This window comes from Pseudomonas sp. A-RE-22 (assembly GCF_019956035.1).
Taxonomy (GTDB): Bacteria; Pseudomonadota; Gammaproteobacteria; order Pseudomonadales; family Pseudomonadaceae; genus Aquipseudomonas; species Aquipseudomonas brassicacearum.
Window position 1 is genome coordinate 1 of the sequence record NZ_JAHBCZ010000039.1, and the last position, 19440, is coordinate 19440.

General features: G+C 57.9%; 19 protein-coding genes. 9 read left to right on the top strand and 10 right to left on the bottom strand.

What is annotated here, in order from left to right; translation table 11 throughout:
* Nucleotides 1-35 precede the first annotated feature (35 nt).
* From KGA89_RS19300 to KGA89_RS19315, 4 genes are read right to left on the bottom strand one after another with little or no spacing between them, the layout of a single operon-like run.
* Complete coding sequence (locus KGA89_RS19300; protein WP_223472319.1) at nt 36-1076, bottom strand: beta-ketoacyl synthase N-terminal-like domain-containing protein; 1041 nt, start codon at nt 1074-1076, stop codon at nt 36-38.
* Entirely contained in the window at nt 1073-2185 is a 1113-nt protein-coding gene (locus KGA89_RS19305; protein WP_223472294.1) for a DUF2169 domain-containing protein, read from the bottom strand. The genes KGA89_RS19300 and KGA89_RS19305 overlap by 4 nt, the downstream gene beginning before the upstream one ends.
* Before the next feature lie 15 nt (nt 2186-2200).
* Nucleotides 2201-2659 carry a DUF6484 domain-containing protein gene (locus KGA89_RS19310; RefSeq protein WP_223472295.1) on the bottom strand — a complete coding sequence of 153 codons (459 nt, stop codon included), beginning with the start codon at nt 2657-2659 and terminating at the stop codon, nt 2201-2203.
* 16 nt (nt 2660-2675) lie between these two features.
* Nucleotides 2676-4901: a type VI secretion system Vgr family protein gene (locus tag KGA89_RS19315; RefSeq protein ID WP_223472296.1), complete on the bottom strand. Its 2226-nt coding sequence runs from the start codon at nt 4899-4901 to the stop codon at nt 2676-2678.
* Between the two features lie 549 nt (nt 4902-5450).
* On the opposite strand from KGA89_RS19315, the gene KGA89_RS19320 reads away from it, so the two are divergent.
* The 7 genes from KGA89_RS19320 (at nt 5451) to KGA89_RS19350 (ending at nt 11725) form a co-directional block, all read left to right on the top strand.
* Nucleotides 5451-6155 (top strand): heavy metal response regulator transcription factor, encoded by a 705-nt coding sequence (locus KGA89_RS19320; RefSeq protein WP_214510414.1) that lies wholly within the window; start codon nt 5451-5453, stop codon nt 6153-6155.
* Nucleotides 6155-7528, top strand: a complete 1374-nt coding sequence (locus tag KGA89_RS19325; protein WP_223472297.1) for a heavy metal sensor histidine kinase — start codon at nt 6155-6157, stop codon at nt 7526-7528. The genes KGA89_RS19320 and KGA89_RS19325 overlap by 1 nt, the downstream gene beginning before the upstream one ends.
* Before the next feature lie 128 nt (nt 7529-7656).
* Nucleotides 7657-7917, top strand: coding sequence for a DUF2790 domain-containing protein (locus KGA89_RS19330; RefSeq protein ID WP_027913078.1), 261 nt, complete (start codon nt 7657-7659; stop codon nt 7915-7917).
* Between the two features lie 45 nt (nt 7918-7962).
* A complete protein-coding gene (locus KGA89_RS19335) occupies nt 7963-9009 on the top strand; it encodes an oxidoreductase (RefSeq protein WP_223472298.1) in 1047 nt (348 codons plus the stop codon).
* Between the two features lie 70 nt (nt 9010-9079).
* The gene (locus KGA89_RS19340; protein ID WP_223472299.1) at nt 9080-10402 is read left to right on the top strand and encodes an NTP/NDP exchange transporter; all 1323 of its coding nucleotides are present in this window, start codon (nt 9080-9082) and stop codon (nt 10400-10402) included.
* Nucleotides 10403-10473: 71 nt separating this feature from the next.
* A complete protein-coding gene (locus tag KGA89_RS19345; protein WP_223472300.1) occupies nt 10474-10974 on the top strand; it encodes a lipocalin-like domain-containing protein in 501 nt (166 codons plus the stop codon).
* A gap of 115 nt (nt 10975-11089) precedes the next feature.
* Nucleotides 11090-11725 carry a hypothetical protein gene (locus tag KGA89_RS19350; protein ID WP_223472301.1) on the top strand — a complete coding sequence of 212 codons (636 nt, stop codon included), beginning with the start codon at nt 11090-11092 and terminating at the stop codon, nt 11723-11725.
* A 42-nt stretch (nt 11726-11767) separates the two neighbouring features.
* Here the strand turns inward: KGA89_RS19350 and KGA89_RS19355 are convergent, their stop codons facing one another.
* Nucleotides 11768-12313 (bottom strand): hypothetical protein, encoded by a 546-nt coding sequence (locus KGA89_RS19355; protein WP_024618963.1) that lies wholly within the window; start codon nt 12311-12313, stop codon nt 11768-11770.
* Nucleotides 12314-12509: 196 nt separating this feature from the next.
* On the opposite strand from KGA89_RS19355, the gene KGA89_RS19360 reads away from it, so the two are divergent.
* Entirely contained in the window at nt 12510-12992 is a 483-nt protein-coding gene (locus KGA89_RS19360; protein WP_223472320.1) for a LysR substrate-binding domain-containing protein, read from the top strand.
* Here KGA89_RS19360 and KGA89_RS19365 read toward each other — a convergent pair.
* The 5 genes from KGA89_RS19365 to KGA89_RS19385 all read right to left on the bottom strand — a co-directional run bounded on the left by KGA89_RS19365 (nt 12888) and on the right by KGA89_RS19385 (nt 17515).
* On the bottom strand, nt 12888-13589 hold the full coding sequence (locus tag KGA89_RS19365) for a hypothetical protein (RefSeq protein WP_223472302.1): 702 nt from the start codon (nt 13587-13589) through the stop codon (nt 12888-12890). The genes KGA89_RS19360 and KGA89_RS19365 overlap by 105 nt on opposite strands.
* A gap of 725 nt (nt 13590-14314) precedes the next feature.
* Nucleotides 14315-14644, bottom strand: coding sequence for a hypothetical protein (locus KGA89_RS19370; RefSeq protein WP_223472303.1), 330 nt, complete (start codon nt 14642-14644; stop codon nt 14315-14317).
* Nucleotides 14645-15165: 521 nt separating this feature from the next.
* On the bottom strand, nt 15166-15654 hold the full coding sequence (locus KGA89_RS19375) for a hypothetical protein (RefSeq protein ID WP_223472304.1): 489 nt from the start codon (nt 15652-15654) through the stop codon (nt 15166-15168).
* A 22-nt stretch (nt 15655-15676) separates the two neighbouring features.
* The gene (locus tag KGA89_RS19380; protein ID WP_223472305.1) at nt 15677-16816 is read right to left on the bottom strand and encodes an RHS repeat-associated core domain-containing protein; all 1140 of its coding nucleotides are present in this window, start codon (nt 16814-16816) and stop codon (nt 15677-15679) included.
* A 456-nt stretch (nt 16817-17272) separates the two neighbouring features.
* A complete protein-coding gene (locus KGA89_RS19385) occupies nt 17273-17515 on the bottom strand; it encodes a hypothetical protein (RefSeq protein WP_223472306.1) in 243 nt (80 codons plus the stop codon).
* Nucleotides 17516-17866: 351 nt separating this feature from the next.
* Between KGA89_RS19385 and KGA89_RS19390 the strand changes: the two genes are divergently transcribed.
* On the top strand, nt 17867-19432 hold the full coding sequence (locus KGA89_RS19390; protein ID WP_223472307.1) for a M10 family metallopeptidase C-terminal domain-containing protein: 1566 nt from the start codon (nt 17867-17869) through the stop codon (nt 19430-19432).
* Nucleotides 19433-19440: the final 8 nt, after the last annotated feature.

The following is a 19440-nucleotide window of genomic DNA, read 5'->3' on the forward strand; positions in this document are numbered from 1 at the left end:
AACCTCCATATTGTTGGCGTAGACCTCATTCGCCATTACGCAGCCCTCACAGTCTGGTAACTGAGCAATGCAACGGCGCGTTCGCCGGCGTCGTTGCCGAGGTGGCAGAAGATATTCGGACCTTCGCCGTAGCCCTTGCGACTGGCGGCCAACGCCACGGCGAGCATGGCCGGGCCGATGGCGGCGCCGACTTCGCCGATGCAGTCGGCCGGGTGCCAGAGATGGAAGAACTCCTTGCGTACGCGCAAGGTTCGGCTGAGGGCCAGGGAGGCTTCCTTGAAGTAGTACTGCTCGCCGGAGATGTCGGTGAGCCGATAATCCATTTGCTCCAACCCACAGCCGGCTTCGTTCAGCGCCGCCCGTACAGCTTGAGTCAGGCCTTCGGCGCGCAGGGGAATGCCTTCGGCCTCCACCGTGGCCTTTTCCACGCCGAACCCCAGGCCCATGCAGGCCAGTTGCGGCTCTTCGCTGGCAACGGGGGCGGCCAGGACCACGGCGGCGGCGCCTTCGCCGGGGATAAACCCGTTGGAATTCTGGCTGGTGAGCAGGCGTTCGCGTGCTTCGAAAGCGGCCAGCGTCGGTCCGTTCAAAAAGGAGTCGACGCCAGCAACCAGTACGTGGCGATTGCCGCCTTGGTAGATGAGCGTACGCGCATTAAGCAGGGCCACGGCAGCGCTGACCCGTCCACGGGCGATGACGTTGGAACTGGGATGAAAGCGCAAGCCCAGTTCGGCTTCGATGGCGTGCAGCAGCCCCTTATCGAGACCATTGAGGCGGCCGGGGCGCTCGGCTTCCGCTACCCCCAGCAGCAGCGGAGTCTTTTCCGGATCGACGTTGGGGGTACTTTGTAGCGCCTCGGCGATGGCACGGGCGGCCATCTTGATCAGCTTGGTGCGGCCGCGCCAGGGCTGTTCCAGAGACACGCTGGCGGCCATCAGCCATTCGCCACCTTGGTCAATAAAGCGAGTTTCCTGAAAGTTGTCGATGGCGCAGCGGATCGCCGCGCAGCTCGCGGCTGCACTAAGGCCGACAGCGCTGACCATGCCGGAGCCGATGATGCAAAGCGCGGTCATCAGTCCGCCTCCTCGGGTGCCTGCTTGGCTTTTACCAGGGAGGAGAGCGACGGGTAGTAATCCTTGCCCAGTTCACGGGCGCGCCACCAACCCGTGGACATGGTGCCGACCAGCACCTGGGCGATCTCGAACATATTGCGTCGCAGCGGCCGGGAGACACGCCAGGTCAGCTGCACCTGGAGCGCATCCGTATCAATCAGCAGGGTGTCGATGACCGCCTGCACAGTCTCATGGCCACCTTTTTTCAAGAAGAACGTTACCGGCACCTCCATTTCAGGGATGCGAAAACCCGCGCGCTCCTGGGGCGTGAGGTTGAGCAGCAGCACGTCCTCGCCGCCACGCAGGTAAGGAATCTGCTGATCGTCAGGGGCCGCCTGGAAGTAGCGACGGTCGAAATCTTGCGGCAGAAACGGAAAGCAGTCGGCCAGCCAGGTTTCGTCGTAAGTACCGGCGAAGCGGGCGCGTTGCGGCCAGCTACGGCCCAGGGGGCCGAGAGCCATGGGGCGGAAGTCGCCGGAGGGGCTGTCGATCGGCTTGCCCAGTTCCTCGGTATTGGGCATTGGCTTGTAAGCGACTTCAGCACTGTCGATGCTGCCTGGGAACCAACCGCAACCGCTTGGGTTGTCCGGGTAGCAATGACGCATATCCGGATTCTTGGCCATGGGATGGGTACCTCCGTAGGCCTGGGCATAGGAGATGTCCTGCTCGGTAAAGGGTTGCGGTAAACCGGGAGAAACCCCCAATAGCCCCGGTTGCCATTGTCGGGGGCCGAGGACGGAAAAGGCCTTGCTCATCTGACCGATGCGAATGCCCGCTGCCAACTGCGTCACGGGCCGCCCGCCTGGGGCATAGGCCTTGCCGCGTACCAGCACATCGCAGAATGGCTTGACCGGGGCGAAGTCCATTTCCTGTAGCGGAGCGCTGAGCCCCGGCTCGCCGAGGAAGGTATCGGCCATCAGCAGCGGTTGCTGGGTGTCGGCGAGGGTTGCCGGACGGCCGTCCAGCGGCAAATTGAACGTGCCTTTGGCCACTATCACCAGGGATTCGCGGCCATCGGGCTCCAGGCCCTGGGTGTAGGCAGCAAGCAGTTTGCTGGCGTTGAGCAGTTCCATAGGCCGACTACCTGTCTAGTTGATCTGCACCGAACCGCCCTTGATGCGATTCACGCCGGATGACCGGTTCGAAAGATAGGTCCCTCGAATCAGCACCTTGCCCTCGCGGGTGAGGGTGATGCTGGCCTTGCCGCAGCGCAGGACGATTTCCCGCTCCGCGGTGAACTCCAGGCGTTCGCCGTCCAGGTGGGCGACGGCTGGCGTTGTGGTTTGCGGCAGACGCTGGATGCGACCGATCACCAGCGGCCGGGTCAGGTCGCCGGCCTCGAACATCAGCGCGACCTGGGCGCCGATGTCCTCGCGGCTGAGCGGTGTGGTGGTGCGCGCGGCGAGGCCGCCGTCAGCAGGGCAGCCGGGAAATGCCACGACCGGCGCGTCGGCCTTGGGCACATCCAGCAACAGGCCGATCACGACGCCATCCACGCGCGTCGGCGCGGCAGTGGAGGAGGAGGGCAGGTAATATTCGACGGTCATCGCACACGCTCCATGACTAGTTCTGCAGAATCTTCTGGCCTTTGACGACCACGTTTTTGTTGGCCTTGATCTTGATGGCGCCAGAGCCGTCGATGGTGATGTTCTTGCCGCTGATCACGATGGTGCCGTCCTTCTTCATGGTGATGCTCGCCGCGCCCGTGGTCAGGCTGATGGAGTCGCCGGCGGTAAGGGAGAAATGCTTGCCCACGTCCAGGCTGTCGTTCTGATTGATGTTGGTGGTGCGATTCTGGGCGACGTCGCGGGATTCGTTCTGGCCAATCTGGGTGCTCTGGTTGCCGTTGATCTCGATGCCTTCGTTGCCCTGGACCGTTTCGTTACGGTTGCCGCTGATGCTGATCGTTTCGTTGCCGCCCACGTCTTCGGTGCGGTTGCTGGCGATGCTGATTTTCTCGTTGGCACCGACTTTTTCCGTGCGGTCTGCGCCGATGGTGATGGTCTCGTTACTGCCCACTTTCTCGGTGCGATTGGCGCCAATGGTGATTTTCTCGTTGCTGCCAACATCCTCGGTGCGGTTCACACCGATGGAGATGGTTTCGTTATTGCCGACCTTTTCCTTGCGATCCACACCAATGGTGATGGTTTCGTTGTTATCGACGGTTTCGGTGCGGTCGTGCTTGACATGCACGGTCTCGTCGTTGTCGATGGTCTTGCGGCGATCATGGCCGACCCAGTGGGTTTCGTCGTTCTCGACCTCGATGTCCTGGTTCTTCTCGGCGTGGATAAACAGTTGCTCCGAGCCTTTCTTGTCCTCCATGCGGATTTCATTGAAGTTGGCCGGTGAACCGCCCTTGCTTGAACGACTTTTCACCCCGCTCTGGGTGGCATTGGCCGGCAATCCGTAGGGCACGGTCTGTTCAGCGTTGTAGACGCGGCCAGTGATAATCGGCCGATCCGGATCGCCCTCAAGGAAACTGACGATCACTTCCTGACCGATCCGCGGGAGCTGCACGGATCCCCAGTTCTTACCGGCCCAGGCCTGGGACACGCGAATCCAGCAGGAGCTGTTTTCGTTGGACTGGTCATGGCGATCCCAGTGGAAATGCACTTTGACCCGGCCATACTGGTCGGTCCAGATATCCTCGCCGCTGGGGCCGACCACCACGGCAGTCTGCGGCCCGCGAACAATGGGCATGGGCGTGAGGGGCAGAGGGCGGAAGGACTGGCTGGCATCCATGCAGTCCAGCTCGCTGACGAACTGTTCGGCGATGTCCGACTGGCCGCTTTCATAGGCTTCCTGACGGATCTGATAACGGGCGACCACCACCAGGTACTCGCGGTTCTGGTCTGCACGGTCGTATCCCGTCAGCGTGAACACATGACCGCAACCGATTCCGCGGGCGCGACCGCGTAATTGCACACGCTCGAATTGGCTGTGAATGGCTTCGATGCGGGTACGCGCGTAGTGATCGCCATCGTTGCTCTGGACGTATTCACCCGGGTAGTCGTAGAGCGGGTAGTCGGCGTTGGTGTGGTTGCGCGGCACGCTGGAGCGCACCTCAAGACTGGCGCGTGGGCGCAGGAAGTCATAGTCGTTCAGCGCCAGCGAACCGGGTTGGACTTCCCGCGCCAGTTGCCAGTCGTAGAAATGATCGCGCTCGCGCATTTGCCGATCAGGCGGATAGAAGGGCACCGAGGCGTAGTCTGGCGCCGTGGAGTGGGCGCCATAGGCGTCGGCCAACACCAATACATGGCGCGCCTCTTCATGGCGAAAGTAGTAATAGATGCCTTCCTGCTCCATCAACCGACTGACGAAGTCGAAGCTGGTTTCGCGGTACTGCACGCAATATTCCCACTCGCGGTAGCTGCCGCTCAGGCTGTCCTCGAAATCGGAGAAACCGAGGTCGCGGAACACCTGCTTGATGATGTCCGGCACGGTCTTGTTCTGGAAAATCCGGCAATCGGAGGTGCGCGTGAGCAGCCAGAACCAGGGGCGCAAACTGACGCGATAACCGGCGAATTGGCCGTGGCCGGTCAGTTGCCGGCAACTGCAGACAATGCCGTGGAAGTAGCGTTTGCCGCCGTCATACAGTTCCAGGGTCAGGCCCATTGGCTTGCCCAGCAGCTGGTCGAACGTGATCGCCCGGTCTTCGGAGGTCAGGTCCAATTCGTAGTGGAACAACCGCCCCAACTCTTCGCTGCCTTCCATGCCTTGCAACAACAGGACATCGCCGCCGAGAGGACTGTCGACCTGTACCAAACGGTTGTTTTGCGTGATTGCCATGAACGGCTTCCTTTGGCTCGTGTTCGGGCGTCAGTTGGCCGTCGTAAAGAAGGTGGCGTCGCATGCATCGTCGTCGCCATAGGGGATGCCAGGGGGAATCGAGTCCAACAATTGCTGCACATCCACCACAGGGGGATCTCCTTATCGGTCTTGCGGTCTTCAATCAAACTGGACGTACGAGCAGATCCTTATCCTGCGGATTAACGTGTGTCTGGAGCCCGTTGGATAACGTTCCAGCATCGCCCCAAATGGGACGGATACCTGACGTCAAGATAGGTGACGGAAGGTCGTCTACATAGTTTCGTTAGCTATAACTGTAATTCCAAATTCGAATAACTCCACGAGAATGACGAACTCGGCCCTTGAAGCATTTTCTGACAAGAATGTCAGGAGGCGGTCAGCCTGCGGACACCTTCACAGCCTAGACTGGGGAAAATGTACATCCAGGCGATCTTGCAGGGGGGCTTGAAGCATCAGCACCAAGCCAAACATCGGGATCGACTATTTGATCTCCCAATTTGTGGCACCGTTTCAGAGAGGCGTTACCCGATGCGTTTGCTCATTGTCGAGGACGAAGAAAAAACCTCCTCCTACGTCCATCGTGGCTTGACCGAACTCGGCTACATTGTCGACGTTGCCACGAATGGCATCGATGGCCTGCATTACGCGCTGGAATGGGATTACGACGTGGTGATCCTGGATGTTATGTTGCCGGGCAAGGACGGCTACGACGTGCTGCAAGGCCTGCGCCTGCACAAGAAAACCCCGGTCATCATGTTGTCGGCCAGGGGGACGGTGGATGACCGCATTCGAGGACTGCGCGAGGGCGCCGATGATTACCTGGGCAAGCCTTTTTCGTTTGCCGAACTTGTCGCACGTGTCCAGGCCTTGATCCGTCGTCGCGCCGGTGACACGGTTGACCTGACGCATTTGCGCATCGACGACCTGGAGGTCGATCTGCAAGCGCGCAAGGTGACCCGGGGCGGGCTGCGGCTGGACCTGACGGCCAAGGAGTTCTCCCTGTTGAGCCTGTTGGCGCGGCATCAGGGCGAAATTCTTTCCAAGTTGATGATTGCGGAGCAGGTCTGGGACATGAATTTCGACAGTGATGCCAACGTGGTCGAGGTTGCGATCAAGCGCGTTCGCGCCAAGGTAGATGCCCCGTATCCGCGCAAGCTGCTGCATACCGTCCGTGGCATGGGGTATGTGCTGGAAAGCCGTGAGGTCGATGGCAGGCAAAGTGGAACGCCTTGATGAAAAGATCGATCGCCAAGCGGCTTGCCCTGATGTTCGCCCTCGCTGTCCTGCTGATCATGTCGATCAGTGCGACGCTGTTGCGCTGTTCCTTGAAGCAATCGCTCGATGAGCAGATGCAGAACGAGCTGATCCTGCGCCATTCCGTGCTCGACCCGGTGCTCGCCAAATACGATTCGCCGACGTTCTGGGTCGGTTTGCGCCAGAAGCTCGACGGCCTGACGCCTGCGGATGAACGGGTCCGCTATTGGATCCTGGTTGACGACCCCGCCTTCAGCTACGGCGGGGCGATGCCGGACGGCCAGGATTGGTCGAAGCGCTCCGATGGACTGTTTACCCTCGACCTGCCTGACCGAGAGCGGCCCATGATGGCGTTGCTCAAGACCATTCCCGCCATGGTCAACCGTCCGGAACTGCGTTTTATCGTGGGGCTGGATTCAACGCCGTTTCTGAAGACCCTGGACCACTTCACCAAGATTTTGATCCTGACCTCGGCGTTGGGCATCGGGCTGGTTGCGCTGCTCGGTTACTGGATCGCGCGTTTCGGCCTGGGGCCGGTGAGACGACTGAGCCGTCAAGCCAATAGCCTGCCGCCGGGAGATTCGAAGCAGCGACTGGACACCGAGGCGCTGCCTGGCGAATTGCAGGAGCTGGCGGTGTCGTTCAACGGTGCCCTGGCTCGCCAGGAAGCGGCCTGGTGTCAGCTCGAAGGGTTCAATGCCAATGTGGCCCATGAGCTGCGAACGCCCTTGACCAATCTGATCGGACAGACCCAGGTGGCATTGGCCCACGGGCGCGATGTGGGTGAGCTGCAGGATCTGCTGCAGTCGAACCTCGAAGAGCTGGAACGGATGGGCACCATCGTCAACGACATGCTGTTCCTGGCGGGGGCCGAGAGCGGGCAACGGGCAACCGAGCTCAGTGATGTCTCGCTTTATGAAGAGGCGTTGAAAACGGTGGAGTATCTGGAGCCGGTCTTGCACGACAAACAGCTGGGCGTGGTGATCCAAGGTGACATGCGCGTGTGCATCGACCGACGCCTTTTTCACCGTTCCCTGGCTAATCTGATACAGAACGCGGCGCGCTACGCTGTGCCGACCAGCACGATCACGGTGAGCCTGGTCAACCACGGCATGCAGGTCGAGGTGAGCGTTTCCAATGCCGGAGAGCCCATCGACAATTCGCACCTGGAGCGTTTGTTCGAGCGTTTCTATCGCGCCGACACCGCCAGGGCGCGAAGCGATGCGCACCATGGCCTGGGCCTTTCCATCGTGCGGGCGGTGGCGTCCATGCACGGTGGCCGCGTGTTTGCCCACAGCGAAAATGGGCTCAACACCTTCGGATTCTCCTTGATGAACCAGGCGGCGCCTTAGTCGTCGCCTGCGAGTAAAGTCTGCCCGCGTTTGACATCTTCCCGTCAGCCAGCAGTCACCTTGACGTCAGTCGCCCCCGCCTAGAGTGCTACGACCATCCCAACGAGGACAGTGTCGTGGAGCCCACTATGAACATTCGAAACCTGTCGATTGCCGGCCTGCTGGCAGTCATCTCCTTGAGCGGTTCACCGCTGCTCGCCAAAGAACAATCGCAGCTTCCGGCCTACGAATATGGCATGCCGCTGGACATTGCCAGGGTCATTCATATCGAGGCGGCGACATCGCCGGTATGCGAGGTCGTGCCAGCCAAGATGACCTACTTGAACACCCAAGGGGTAAAGAAACACGTCAGCTTTCTGCAGTTGGCTGAGGCGTGCTCGACACAGTGACCGTCCGGCGATGCCGGTTCATTTCTTCAGACAGGGACCATCACCATGTGGAATAGCACAACAACACCCACCATTGGCCGCATGAGCCGGCTTGGAAGACTGGCTCGAATCCTCGCTGCGGGCGTCGCGCTGCTCAGTGCGGTGAGTATCGAAGCCTCCACTCGCGTTGCACCGAAACCAGACTGGTCGACCGGCGACATACCGTCCCAAAAAGGTCGAATTGTCCTGATCACCGGTGGTACCAGTGGCATGGGCTACGAGGATGCGCTGGCCTTGGCGCGTGCCGGCGCCGAGGTCATCATCGCCGCGCGCAACCCGGAGCGCGGCGCACAGGCTATCGCACGTATCCGCGAGTCCGTGCCCGATGCCAAGGTGCAGTTCGAGAACGTGGACCTGGCTGATCTTTCATCGGTGCGCGGCCTGGCCCAGCGTCTCCATCAGCGACTGCCGCGCCTCGATGTGTTGATCAACAATGCCGCCGTCATGGCGCCGCCCGAGCGAGGCACGTCCGCCGATGGCTTTGAACTTCAGTTGGCCACCAACTACCTGGGGCACTTCGCGCTGACCGGCCTGTTGGTGCCGCTCTTGCGTCAAAGCGAGGATGCCCGCGTGGTAAGCCTGTCCAGCATTGCTGCGGCGCGCGGCGCGATGAATCTTGATGATCTTCAGAGCGAGCAGAAGTACGACCCGTACGCCGCCTACGCGCAATCGAAACTGGCCGTCTTGCACTGGGCATTTGCCTTGCAGCGGCGCAGTGATGCCGAAAACTGGGGCATTCGCAGCATGGCGGCGCATCCCGGCGTTGCCGTTACCGAGTTGGTCGCACGGGGGCCAGGCCTCGACAGCGAGTTCGGTCGGCGCTGGGCAAAGGACCGTGACGCGTACCACTCAGCGGCACAAGGGGCGTTGCCCACCTTGTATGCCGCCACGGCTGCGCAAGCCGTGGGTGGGGCTTATTACGGCCCGACCGGTGACGATGAAAGACGCGGTCCGTTGGGGTTCGCCAAGACACCGCCCGCCGCGAGCACGGAGGCGGATGCCGAGCGGCTCTGGGTTGTCTCCGAGCGTTTGACCGGCGTGACCTATCGCTGATGCAACCCTGGGCGCGGGCGCCCGTCCCGCGCTTGACCTTTGTCTTGTTGCCGTTTCTCCGGAGTCCCTTATGAGTGCGCCTTCCTATTTGCACCGGCTGAGTCTCGCCCTCAACGCCCGTGACGGCGAGTTGCGTCCGGCGCTGTGCGGGTTCCTGCTGTTCCTTTGTCTCTTCACCGGTTACTTCATGCTGCGCCCAATCCGTGAATCGATGGGCATCGCGGCGGGGGTGGAGAATCTGCAATGGCTGTTTACCGCGACCTTCCTGGTCATGCTGGCAGCCGTGCCGTTGTTCGCCTGGCTCAGTTCACGGGTGCCGCGCCTGCGCCTGATCGACTGGGTGTACGGTTTCTTCGGTTTCAACCTGCTGATGTTCGTCGAGCTGTTCCAGTTCCAGCCGGACAGTGTCTTGGTGGCCCGGGTCTTTTACGTCTGGATATCGGTTTATAACTTGTTCGTCGTATCCGTGGCCTGGAGCTTGATGGCGGATGTATTCGACAGTGAGCAGGCCAAGCGCCTGTTCGCCTTCATCGCTGCGGGCGCCAGCGTCGGCGGCCTGCTGGGGCCGACCCTGAGCGCGCTGCTCATCGGTCCCCTCGGCGCCTCGGGGTTGATGCTGCTGGCGGCCCTGTTGCTCGGTGCCACGCTGGTGTTGAAACGAGCACTGATGCGGTGGCGCGAAACGGGCGGAGCCGGCCGCCCCGGCGCCGCACCGACGCAAAGCCCTCGGCAACCATTGCACGGTAATCCGTTCAGCGGTTTGACGGCGGTGCTCAAGTCACCTTACTTGCTGGGAATCGCCGGCTTCGTGGTGCTGTTGGCGACAGTCAGCACCTTTCTCTATTTCGAACAGGCGCGCCTGGTGGCCGAGCACTATCCGGATCGCCAGGCGCAGGTACGCATCTTCGGCACCATTGACATCATCGTGCAGGCCGGTGCGTTGCTGTCCCAGTTGTTCATCACCGGCCGCATCGCGCCGAAGTTGGGGGTGCGTGCGTTGTTGGCCGTCGTGCCGCTGCTCATGTGCATCGGCTTCCTCGGCCTGGCGTTGGCGCCGGGGTTCGCTCTACTGGCGGCGGTGATGATCGTGCGACGGATCGGCGAATACGCGTTCGTCCGGCCGGGCAGGGAAATGCTGTTCGCGCCGCTGGATGCCGAGAGTAAATACACGGCCAAGAACTTCATCGACACCGTGGTTTATCGCGCAGGTGACGCCATGAGCGGCTGGGCCAAGAGCCTGCTCGACCTCCTGGGACAAGGCGCCGGCCCGGCCGCGATAATCGGCGCCTGTTGCGCACTGCTGTGGGGCTACTTGGGCTGGCAACTGGGGAGGAGGGCGGATAATGCCACTTTGCGGGAGCTACGCTTGGCGGCCATCTCGGCCAGGGCATGAAGACCGTGCCGACCAGAATGAAACCCACTCTATTGTCTGCCGCGTCGTTGCGGCGAGGAAAGGTGAAGCGGATGAGTCTGAAAAATACGCTACTGGCAGTCGTAGCAGCCATTGCCTTCTCGGCGTTCTCCACAGCGTTTGCGGGCAAAGAAAATTCCGTGGTCGGGACATGGCGCATGGTCAGTGCAACCGTTGAGAGCCAGGGCAGTAGATCGAATGCTTATGGCCCCGATCCTCATGGTTGGCTCGTCTTCACGCCAGAGCTGACGTTTGTCGAAGTACTCACGGATCCACGCGTGCCGGCGTTTCGATCCAACGTTCGTGGCGAAGGCACCGATGAGGAAAACCGGGCCGCGATGGCGGGAAGCATCGGTTTTTTCGGGCGATATACCGTCGACCAGAACGGTGAGTTCACAGGCAACACTGTCGAAGGGGCTACGTTCCCGAACTGGGTGGGCGCTGTGCGCACCCGGGATGACCTGCAGTTGAAGGTCGATGGCAACCGGATGGTAGAAGATTTTCGCCGCCCGGATGGGGCGAAGGTTCACATTGTCTTTGAGCGTGTCAGGTAATCGCGAAGCGGCGTGTGTGCAATCAGATGATAGCCTTTTGCTTTTAAACGGATCCCGCTAGAATTCGTCCCCCTCTCTGTGAGCGGCATTAGTCAAATTACGCAAGGAAGTCGATATGCAATTTGCAAAAGCCATAGGCCTAGCCCTGGCCTTGAGCCTGAGTGGATGCGCCAGTTTCACCAAAGATGAAGTAGCCCCCGTGAATCTGCCTTCAATGGCCGGCTACTCGAACAAGCCGAACGTCTATGTCGATTTCGATTTCTATCAGGGCGACCCCGACAATGCCAAGGCCACCGAGGTGCCGCAGGCTCGCGACATGCTCAAGCCGGATCTGAAGCGGACCTTCGATGAGTCAGGGCTTTTTGGGCGCGTGGTCTTTGACGAATTCCAGAAGCAACCAGGCGATTACAATCTTCGATTGAAGGTCTATAACCATGCGCCAGGCGGTGGGCAAATGGTCCTGGCGTTCCTCAGTGGCTTCACGTTCACGATCATTCCTGCGTTGGCAACCGACCAGTACACCATGAGCCTGGAAACCCTGGACGAGCAGGGCCAGCCGTTGGGCAAGGCCAGCAATCATGATGCGATCAACACCTGGATGGGCATCTGGTTCCTGCCCCTGGCAGGTAATACGCCCAAGGCGGCCATCACCGACACCTTCAACCGCCAGGTCAATGCGCTGTTGAAGAACTGGGTCGACAACAACCGCATAAAATACTCCGCTGTCGACACCCGCATTCCACGGGGCTGACACCGATAGAAAAAGAGCCGCAATCGCGGCTCTTTTTTTTGATCACTTCAACGCTTGAGTGAACTGCGGGTCGTTGTACAAGCTCTTGAGCAGGTCTTGCACCATTGGGTTGTAGTTGTTCGCGGCCGCCGGAATGGCGATCGGACCGAAGAAACTGCTGTCCCAATCACGCTGCACGTCTTTAGTGGTTTCGTATAGAACCTGATCACCTTTACGCAGCGTGAAGCGCGCAGCCACTTCGCCATGGCCGCTGCTCATGCCTGCGGTGAGCTGGCTCTTGACCAACTGAACCTGCAGCTGCCGATCAGCCCGAGGGTCCAACAGACCCGCCTGGCGGAGCTCATCGTTGATCGCGGCCTGGATGTGCAGTGGAACGCTGCCCTCGGGCGACGAAATCGGGTTCAGGCGCACCATCAGCGACCCTTGACCTGAATCCGCATTCACCTGCGTCTCGCGCAAGGGCTGCATGGGTGCATTTTTCTTGAGCTGCTGAACGTTCTGAAAGTTGGGTTCATAGCGGGTCATGGTCACACCACAACCTTGTAGCAGCAGCGCGCAGAACGGTAGAGCCAAGTAGAGCTTCTTCACAGCAAATCCTTATGTGCTTTTTTAGAAGGGGTGATTATCGACTGGTGGCCTTGAGCCATCAATGGTGAAGTGCGGTTTAGAATGCAGTGGATGATGAGAACGAGGGGGAAGCGAAGGCCGTCTTCGACCTTATCGGTCGACTGGAGGGTAGGATACAGCCTGTCATAGATCTCTGTTCTCCTGGCAGGCCGTACGCATTCGTCGCCCAGCCGAGGCCTTCGTCGTCACTCGGCATGTGGGCGATTTGCGCGTGGGCCTGTATGCTACGGCGGGGCTACTCGAGCACCGAGGATGGCCTCGATGCGCAAAGGAACTGAGCGAATACCCAGTTATCGGACCGGACCGCAACCTGGCGGAGCAGGCGTTCCAGGCACAACAGGGCTTTGCCTGTACAGGGGAACATGCGGTATTTCGCAGCGACGATCACCTGGCCCAATTCGCAGCGCTCCGCTCAGGGCTGGGCATTGGCGTGTACTCAAGCCAACTGGCGCGCCGTCATGCGCTGGCGCGCTTGCTGCCCGAGCAGGTGGACTTCTCGATGGACGTCTGGATCGCGATGCAGTACGAGGCGGAACTATTTAAGATATTCCATGCGTCGTTTGGCCCTGTAACAGTCATTGGTATCGATGGCCTTCTGGTAATACTCCAAGCGCCGCGCACGATTGCTGTCGCCCTGTAAACGGTAGATCTCAGCTTGATAATCACGACCGTTGCCCCACTGCATGGCGAAGCCGACCGGTTCCTCACGCTTGCACTCAAGCCTGACAACAGGCTGTGGAAAATATTTTTCGTAAAGCGGCATGCTGGTTTCTATGGCTTGCAAGGCTTTTTGGTACTCGGGCGTATCGGTAAACGCCAAGCACCAGGAGGCAATTTCAAGTGCTGGTGGAGCAAAGCCTTGGGCGAGGCTTCGTTCGAACAAGGGGCAAGCTTTCTCTTTGATCACTTCGCTCGGAGATAGCATCGCGTAAATCAATCCGAGACGATATTGGGCCACGGGATGATCAAGGGCCGCTGCTTGTTCAAGCAAGGTAAAAGCTGGCTTGAGTAGCGCACCTCCTTCTTCGGCTAGGGTGAGGGAGCGCTGCCTTTCCTCCTCGCTTGTCGTTGGGGTATCGGCTGTCACTGCTTCAAGCTTGTCATCCGCTTGTAGCAGGTATGGGAGAGCTTCCTGATAAAGGCTCTCGGCACGAGGATCGATATGCAGTGTGCTGGCCAGGCTCAATTGTGGCAGCAAACAAATTAGTAGGATGTAGCTCCAACGATGTAGGTACACAGATTGGCCTTCTTGCATCAGCTATTAAGGTACGGTCTAGACAAACTGTCCGGTGGTTTTTTCGCCGCCAGAGGCATTTAATTTGGCCGACCGCCGGCTAGTATCGGCCGGTTCGCTTCAAAAATTAGCTGCGCTGTCTGACCGACAGCAAAATTTTTGTATTGGCCGGCGGGGGATCGCGGCACGATGAGACAGTTATCAAGTGGGTGGGAGCGGATGTTTTACTCGTTCAACCTGGGGAAGATGGGCTGGGGCTGTGCCGTCGTTTCTTGGGTACCATCCCCCCGACGAGGGCGCTCTTTTTCTGGTAGCGTCACGCAGCCATCAAGGATGTGAATATCTACGACACGGTGCTTCATCTGGCAGACACTGGATGGACGCATAGCAGAAATCTAAACCACAGCGGCCTAACGATGTATTGCCCTGCTTAACTACTGGGGTTGGAATAAATCTCACTGATGCAACGCTCGTACTGCTGCTTGCTGCTCGAAGTTGTCAGCCTCGAGCAGGCCAAGCCAGGTGTGCTATATAATCCTCGTGCCGAAGCTTTCCCGGAATACGGTATTTAATATAAAAAAGCGGCACCTATTTCGACAATCAATGCCTAAAATGCAATTCTAACCGTTTGATCGCTATCATCATTTACCTTTGGATTCGTAGATGGCAACAGGCTGTCAGAGGACATATTTCGCCTATCGCGCAAGCACGAATGTCAACTACCCTAATCAAAGTCGGGATGGATTTGCTTTCAATGTTTGAACTACGTCTTTCGGTTTCTTTTTGTAGCATTCAATCATATGCTTGCAATAATCACCGACAGTGTAAATTGTCAAATTTCCAGAGCTTATCGCTTTGCGTGCCTCTTTGGTGCATACATCCAGAATGTCGCCTTCAATTATATCGCACTCATTTGGGTTAAAGAAACCAGGAGCGCGAGTGGCGTTTAGGTCGCGTCCAAACACTGAGCTTTCAGTCAATTCATCTACAGAGATTTTGAATACACTTGCAATTCGCTGCATGGCGAGCCTGCGAATAGTGTCATCTTGGGTTGTCATATACTGACCTCATATTTATTTTGCGTAAATGCAATCGCCTGCGGAGGTGGTTTCCCAGGCAGCCCTTCCTATTACTCCCCAATCATAAAACCCCTCCATCACAACCGAAGCGGTGGCTATAGTGCTTGCTGCGACTATGGTTAGCGTGCGTCCAATAACTCTCAATGCTCTAGATTTGGAATCTACTTGGCCAACGACTTAATTGACTAGTTGACGGGTTTACCTCGCTTTTGGAATCCCGAGAGCTCTCATCTCACTTGAGGCTTTCACCTTTGATTGCATCGTATTTAGTTGGATTTAATAAAGCCAAGAGGGAGAGTGACTTTAAGGTCACAGCCAATACCAGGCTGTCATAAACTCGTTTGCAAAGATGTTGGTTTCACTTGAAACTCAAGGCAAGCTTGCGAAATGATTTTGCTTTGATTTTTAGTATTTTAACCTCATGCGTAGCCGACCCTGTTTCCTGTGGGACCTTGTCACTTGACGCATAGCGACTGATATAGGTATGTAACCTACCAAAGTTATTGTCGCGTACGTGCGGATTCCGTCAAAGCATTTTTAGCACTCTGCCGCACAATCTCGCAAAATTTTTCCGCCTCTGCATTGTTAATGCATGTATTGGAATTTAGTATGATCCTGTTCAGGTCGTCATCTGAAACGGTCGCATCGATATGCTGTATCGCCCAGCTTTGAAAATCAGGGTGTGTTTTTGCCAGTGAGACAAATGTATCGAATTGATCCCATCTTCTGGCGAAGAGGTTTGCCACGGCTTCAGAGTAGCCTTCGCCAAGCTCACCATCATCACAAGAAACGAAGGCCTTTTGATGTTTAAAAAGAGATGACCAATCTCCGCGTGCTTCAACTAACAAACCCGCTGCTCGGTTATTCATCTCGGGAGGGCACTTTCCGTACGCCGAAGCCTGGGAGAATGGCATATATCCCAATCCAAGTCCGAAGAGCAAGATCAAGAAGATCAGGGAGCGAGAACATATAAATCTGCTGAGCATCATGATTATCACCCTTTCGATCATACTACTGTTGTGTACCAAACTGAGGGGCGTTGGCGTTGTTATTGATAACGGTCATGGATGTTACTGGGTCAGTTGTTATGAGATTACGCACAAACCCCATAGCCGCGTCTGTCGTTCGGATACATCCCAGCGTCGGATGGTTTTGTGCACCGCTATTCGCTCTGCCTGAATGGAGCCCCATTCCTGTTCGCCCCGGAACGTTGAAGATAATAATTCCATGCGAGCCATATGGACCATTGGCACCGCTCTCTGGATGCGGATTAGAACCGCTGTAAGAATAAGTTCCATTTGGCCAAGGCCCGTTGCTTGTTGTCGTGGTGTTATTGTTTGCAGGGTAGGTTCCGACCGTATTTCCAGCGCTATCCCTGATGGTGACAGTGTGCGTTTGGCCGTCGTAACTGACCGATGAGAGACCGTTCGGGTCTACCCAGCTCATAGGGTTACCGCCCACATATGCGTACGTATTAATCCCCCCCGCAAGATCAATCGGATCTCCCGAGATAAACCGCCCAAAACTTGGAGAGTAATACCGTGCCCGATAGTAATAGAGACCCGTGCCATCATTTTCTCGACCGGTGTATTGCTGGCTGTTAACACTGACGGAGCCGCTGCTGCTGGTCTGGCCATAAGGATCATAGGTGTATTGAGTGGTGGATGCTCCGCTGCTGTCGGTGAGCGCCTGGGTGGAACCCAGTGCATCAGCCAAGTAGTTGTAAGTGCTGCCACTGGCTTCGGTGCGGCTAAATATTTCATCTAGGCCGCCCGTGAGGAGGTTGGCTTGCACCGTCGGGGGGGCGGTACCGGTCAGCTCTTGCACCAGGTTGGGGCCATCGAAAACATAGCCGGTGGTCTGTCCGGCAATCGTCTTCTGGCTTCGTCTGTTGGCCGCGTCATAACTGAAGCTGCCGGACATGGTGCCCGTAAGAGTGCTCAAGCGCTGGCGCGAATCCCATGTGTAGCTATTGCTGCCGTCACTGGTCATGTTGCCGTTGGCGTCATATAGCAAGGAGGCACTGCTCCATGCCGTCAACTGGTTAGCCGCATTATAGCTGGTGGTGCTCACGGCACCGGGGAGGGTGGTGCGGGCCAAGCTGCCGCCAAGCTGCACTCGTTGGCCGGCGTTGTCGTAGCCGTAGCTCAAATTACCAAGGCTCGTGCTGTTCGGAATGTGATTGAAACCTTGGCGTCCACCCAGGTCGAGCGCGGGGTTAGCATCGAGCGCTTCAATATGAGGGGAGTATTTTGCAAGGCAATAGGCGAAGGGGGCGATCAGGAGCGCGCATTGGCTAAGCAAACACGGGAGTGGGCTGAGGCATCTGCGGGATTTGTTCGGACGAGGGCGATGCTTGAGAAGATTGCCCAATCTTGGGATCGCGACGCGGAGCGCTCTGATACTGACGCCCAGCAAAACGCTTTGAGATTTTGATGGAACCCGAGCTTGACCCAACGCCCCGTGGCAAGGTACGCGGATCGATCTGTGGAAAAGGTGCCGTTGCATCTGTCCCGATTCGGACGATCAGATTATCGGTTTGACGGCCACTTTGGAGCCAGATGGCGTAACCATCCAGCAAAGCCAGAATCGCCTCAAAGTGGCAGGTTAAGATGGTGTCATCGACATCCAGATCTCGGCTTTTGGCATAGGTGTAAAAAGCCTGGATAGCACGTAGGTGCGTGCGGCGGTGTTGTATGCACGATGCCTGAGCTTGAGCTTGAGCTGGACGTAGATGAATGGAACGAGCTTAGGCAATGGCGCTACCTGATCATCCTGAACAAGCAGCGGTACGCGCTGACCGGAAGAGAAACGGATCTGAACCAACTTCACTGGAAGGTCCTCATTCAAAGGTGCTCCATGAACATTTAGTACATGGCCCGTTGAGAGAGCGGATGTCAGAAGCGGGTTTGTCGAATCAGCGCCTTGCGAGGCTAATGAACATTCATAAACACATCGTTTAACATAATATACATTACACGTAATAGTATATTTCAGATTCTGCCTGGTTACCCCATGCAGCCATTCTCAAACGGCTGCCACTCGACTTGGCTGGACGCCGCTGCATTGGGCAAGTCGATGTTCAATTTCAAGCGCGCGCCGATAAGCTGGAGAAAATATGAGGCCATTATCCATTGGTCTGGCGCACCAGTGGTTCCGGGCTAGAGTGATTCCTTCAGGATATTTTTGAAGGATGCAGACATGGCCAGCACTTACAGCGCCCCGGGGATCATGATCGTCGATATCGCCGGGCACACCGATAATGTCCAGGACATGATCTTACAGCCCGACGGTTCAGTACTGATCGCCGGCTTCAGTTACCACAACGATGACCTGGATGACGGCAAGGATTTTTCCCTGACCCACCTCTACGCCGATGGTAGTTTGGATACGACCTACGGCAACGCTGGTCGGCTGGTGATTCACAAGCAAATCCCCCTCGACAAGGCGTACAGCCTTCAAGTCCAGGCCGATGGCGCCGTGGTGACGGCTCACGAAGGCCACGATGACACCCCTATCGTCCAGCGATGGGGGCCAGACGGTAAAGCCGATACCGCGTTCAACAGCAATGCCCAAGCCAGCCTGTCCAGCGGGTTCGGCGCCGCGCCGCTAGTGGACGTCAACGCCGACGGCAGCTTGCTGGTCGGTGCAATCGAGGGCAATACGTTGAAAGTGGCGCAGCTGCTTGCCGACGGCACGCGGGACCTGTCCTTCGGCACGGATGGTGTATTGACCTTGCAAGCCCAGGGAACGTTTGCATTCATGCAGGGCATCACCGTCCTGAAGGATGGCGGCGTGTTGGTCCAAGGCGCGCCAGGTTTTGACAACAGCCTGCTCAAATACACTGCCAGCGGGGAGCTGGACAGCCACTTTGGCGATAATGGCGTCGTCGCGCTAACCCACTTTGCCAGCTACAACGGCAACGTGGCTGTACAAGACGATGGCAAAATATTAGTCGCCAGCACTGTAGCTTACGATGTTTTTTCCGTACTGCGGCTCAATGCCGATGGCAGCCCCGACACCAGTTTCGGTAATCAAGGGCTGGTCAGCATCGACTTGCCCGGGGTTTCGGCGGCAGCCAACGAAATCACCCTGCAGAACGATGGAAAATTTTTGCTCAGTGGAAGCGCTTTTGCCAACGGCGGCAGCGACTATGCGGCCGTTCGGCTCAATGCCGATGGCAGCCTGGACACCACGTTTGGCAGCGCGGATGGCAACACAAGACTTACCGGCTCCTCTGGCCATGATGAATTGCAAGGCTTGGGTACTGACGAAATCCTGCGCGGTCTTTCAGGGGACGACGTGCTACAGGGCAATCTCGGCCGTGACCTGCTATCCGGCGGCTCGGGAAGCGATGTATTCAACTACGCCAATGTGGCCGACAGTTTTCGCACCGCTGACAGCAGCGGCAGTGACCGCATACTCGACTTCAACCCCAGTGAGGATCACATCGACCTCAGTGCCCTGGGCTTTACGGGTATCGGGAACGGATACGACGGCACCCTGGCGATCGGAACTAACGCAGACGATACCCGCACGTACCTGAAAAATTTCGAGGCCAATGCCGACGGCCAACGCTTCGAGCTGGTGCTCGACGGCAACCTTGCCGCACAGCTCAACGACAGCAACCTGATATTCAGCACGGCGAGCGACGCCGCCCGCTCCGGCTTCGATGCTGCCAAGGGCCAAGTCGAGCTTTACGCGCCTGAACACGTGGAGCTGACGCTGATAGGCAGCGTGAATTCACCCAGCTATGACCTGACCTGATCGGCCAC

Coding starts and splice junctions, on each gene's coding strand:
- KGA89_RS19325 (WP_223472297.1), top strand. CDS start 6,155: ATGAAAAGATCGATCGCCAAGCGGCTTGCCCTGATGTTCGCCCTCGCT.
- KGA89_RS19390 (WP_223472307.1), top strand. CDS start 17,867: ATGGCCAGCACTTACAGCGCCCCGGGGATCATGATCGTCGATATCGCC.
- KGA89_RS19340 (WP_223472299.1), top strand. CDS start 9,080: ATGAGTGCGCCTTCCTATTTGCACCGGCTGAGTCTCGCCCTCAACGCC.
- KGA89_RS19370 (WP_223472303.1), bottom strand. CDS start 14,644: ATGACAACCCAAGATGACACTATTCGCAGGCTCGCCATGCAGCGAATT.
- KGA89_RS19310 (WP_223472295.1), bottom strand. CDS start 2,659: ATGACCGTCGAATATTACCTGCCCTCCTCCTCCACTGCCGCGCCGACG.
- KGA89_RS19315 (WP_223472296.1), bottom strand. CDS start 4,901: ATGGCAATCACGCAAAACAACCGTTTGGTACAGGTCGACAGTCCTCTC.
- KGA89_RS19350 (WP_223472301.1), top strand. CDS start 11,090: ATGCAATTTGCAAAAGCCATAGGCCTAGCCCTGGCCTTGAGCCTGAGT.
- KGA89_RS19320 (WP_214510414.1), top strand. CDS start 5,451: ATGCGTTTGCTCATTGTCGAGGACGAAGAAAAAACCTCCTCCTACGTC.
- KGA89_RS19375 (WP_223472304.1), bottom strand. CDS start 15,654: ATGATGCTCAGCAGATTTATATGTTCTCGCTCCCTGATCTTCTTGATC.
- KGA89_RS19330 (WP_027913078.1), top strand. CDS start 7,657: ATGAACATTCGAAACCTGTCGATTGCCGGCCTGCTGGCAGTCATCTCC.
- KGA89_RS19345 (WP_223472300.1), top strand. CDS start 10,474: ATGAGTCTGAAAAATACGCTACTGGCAGTCGTAGCAGCCATTGCCTTC.
- KGA89_RS19305 (WP_223472294.1), bottom strand. CDS start 2,185: ATGGAACTGCTCAACGCCAGCAAACTGCTTGCTGCCTACACCCAGGGC.
- KGA89_RS19335 (WP_223472298.1), top strand. CDS start 7,963: ATGTGGAATAGCACAACAACACCCACCATTGGCCGCATGAGCCGGCTT.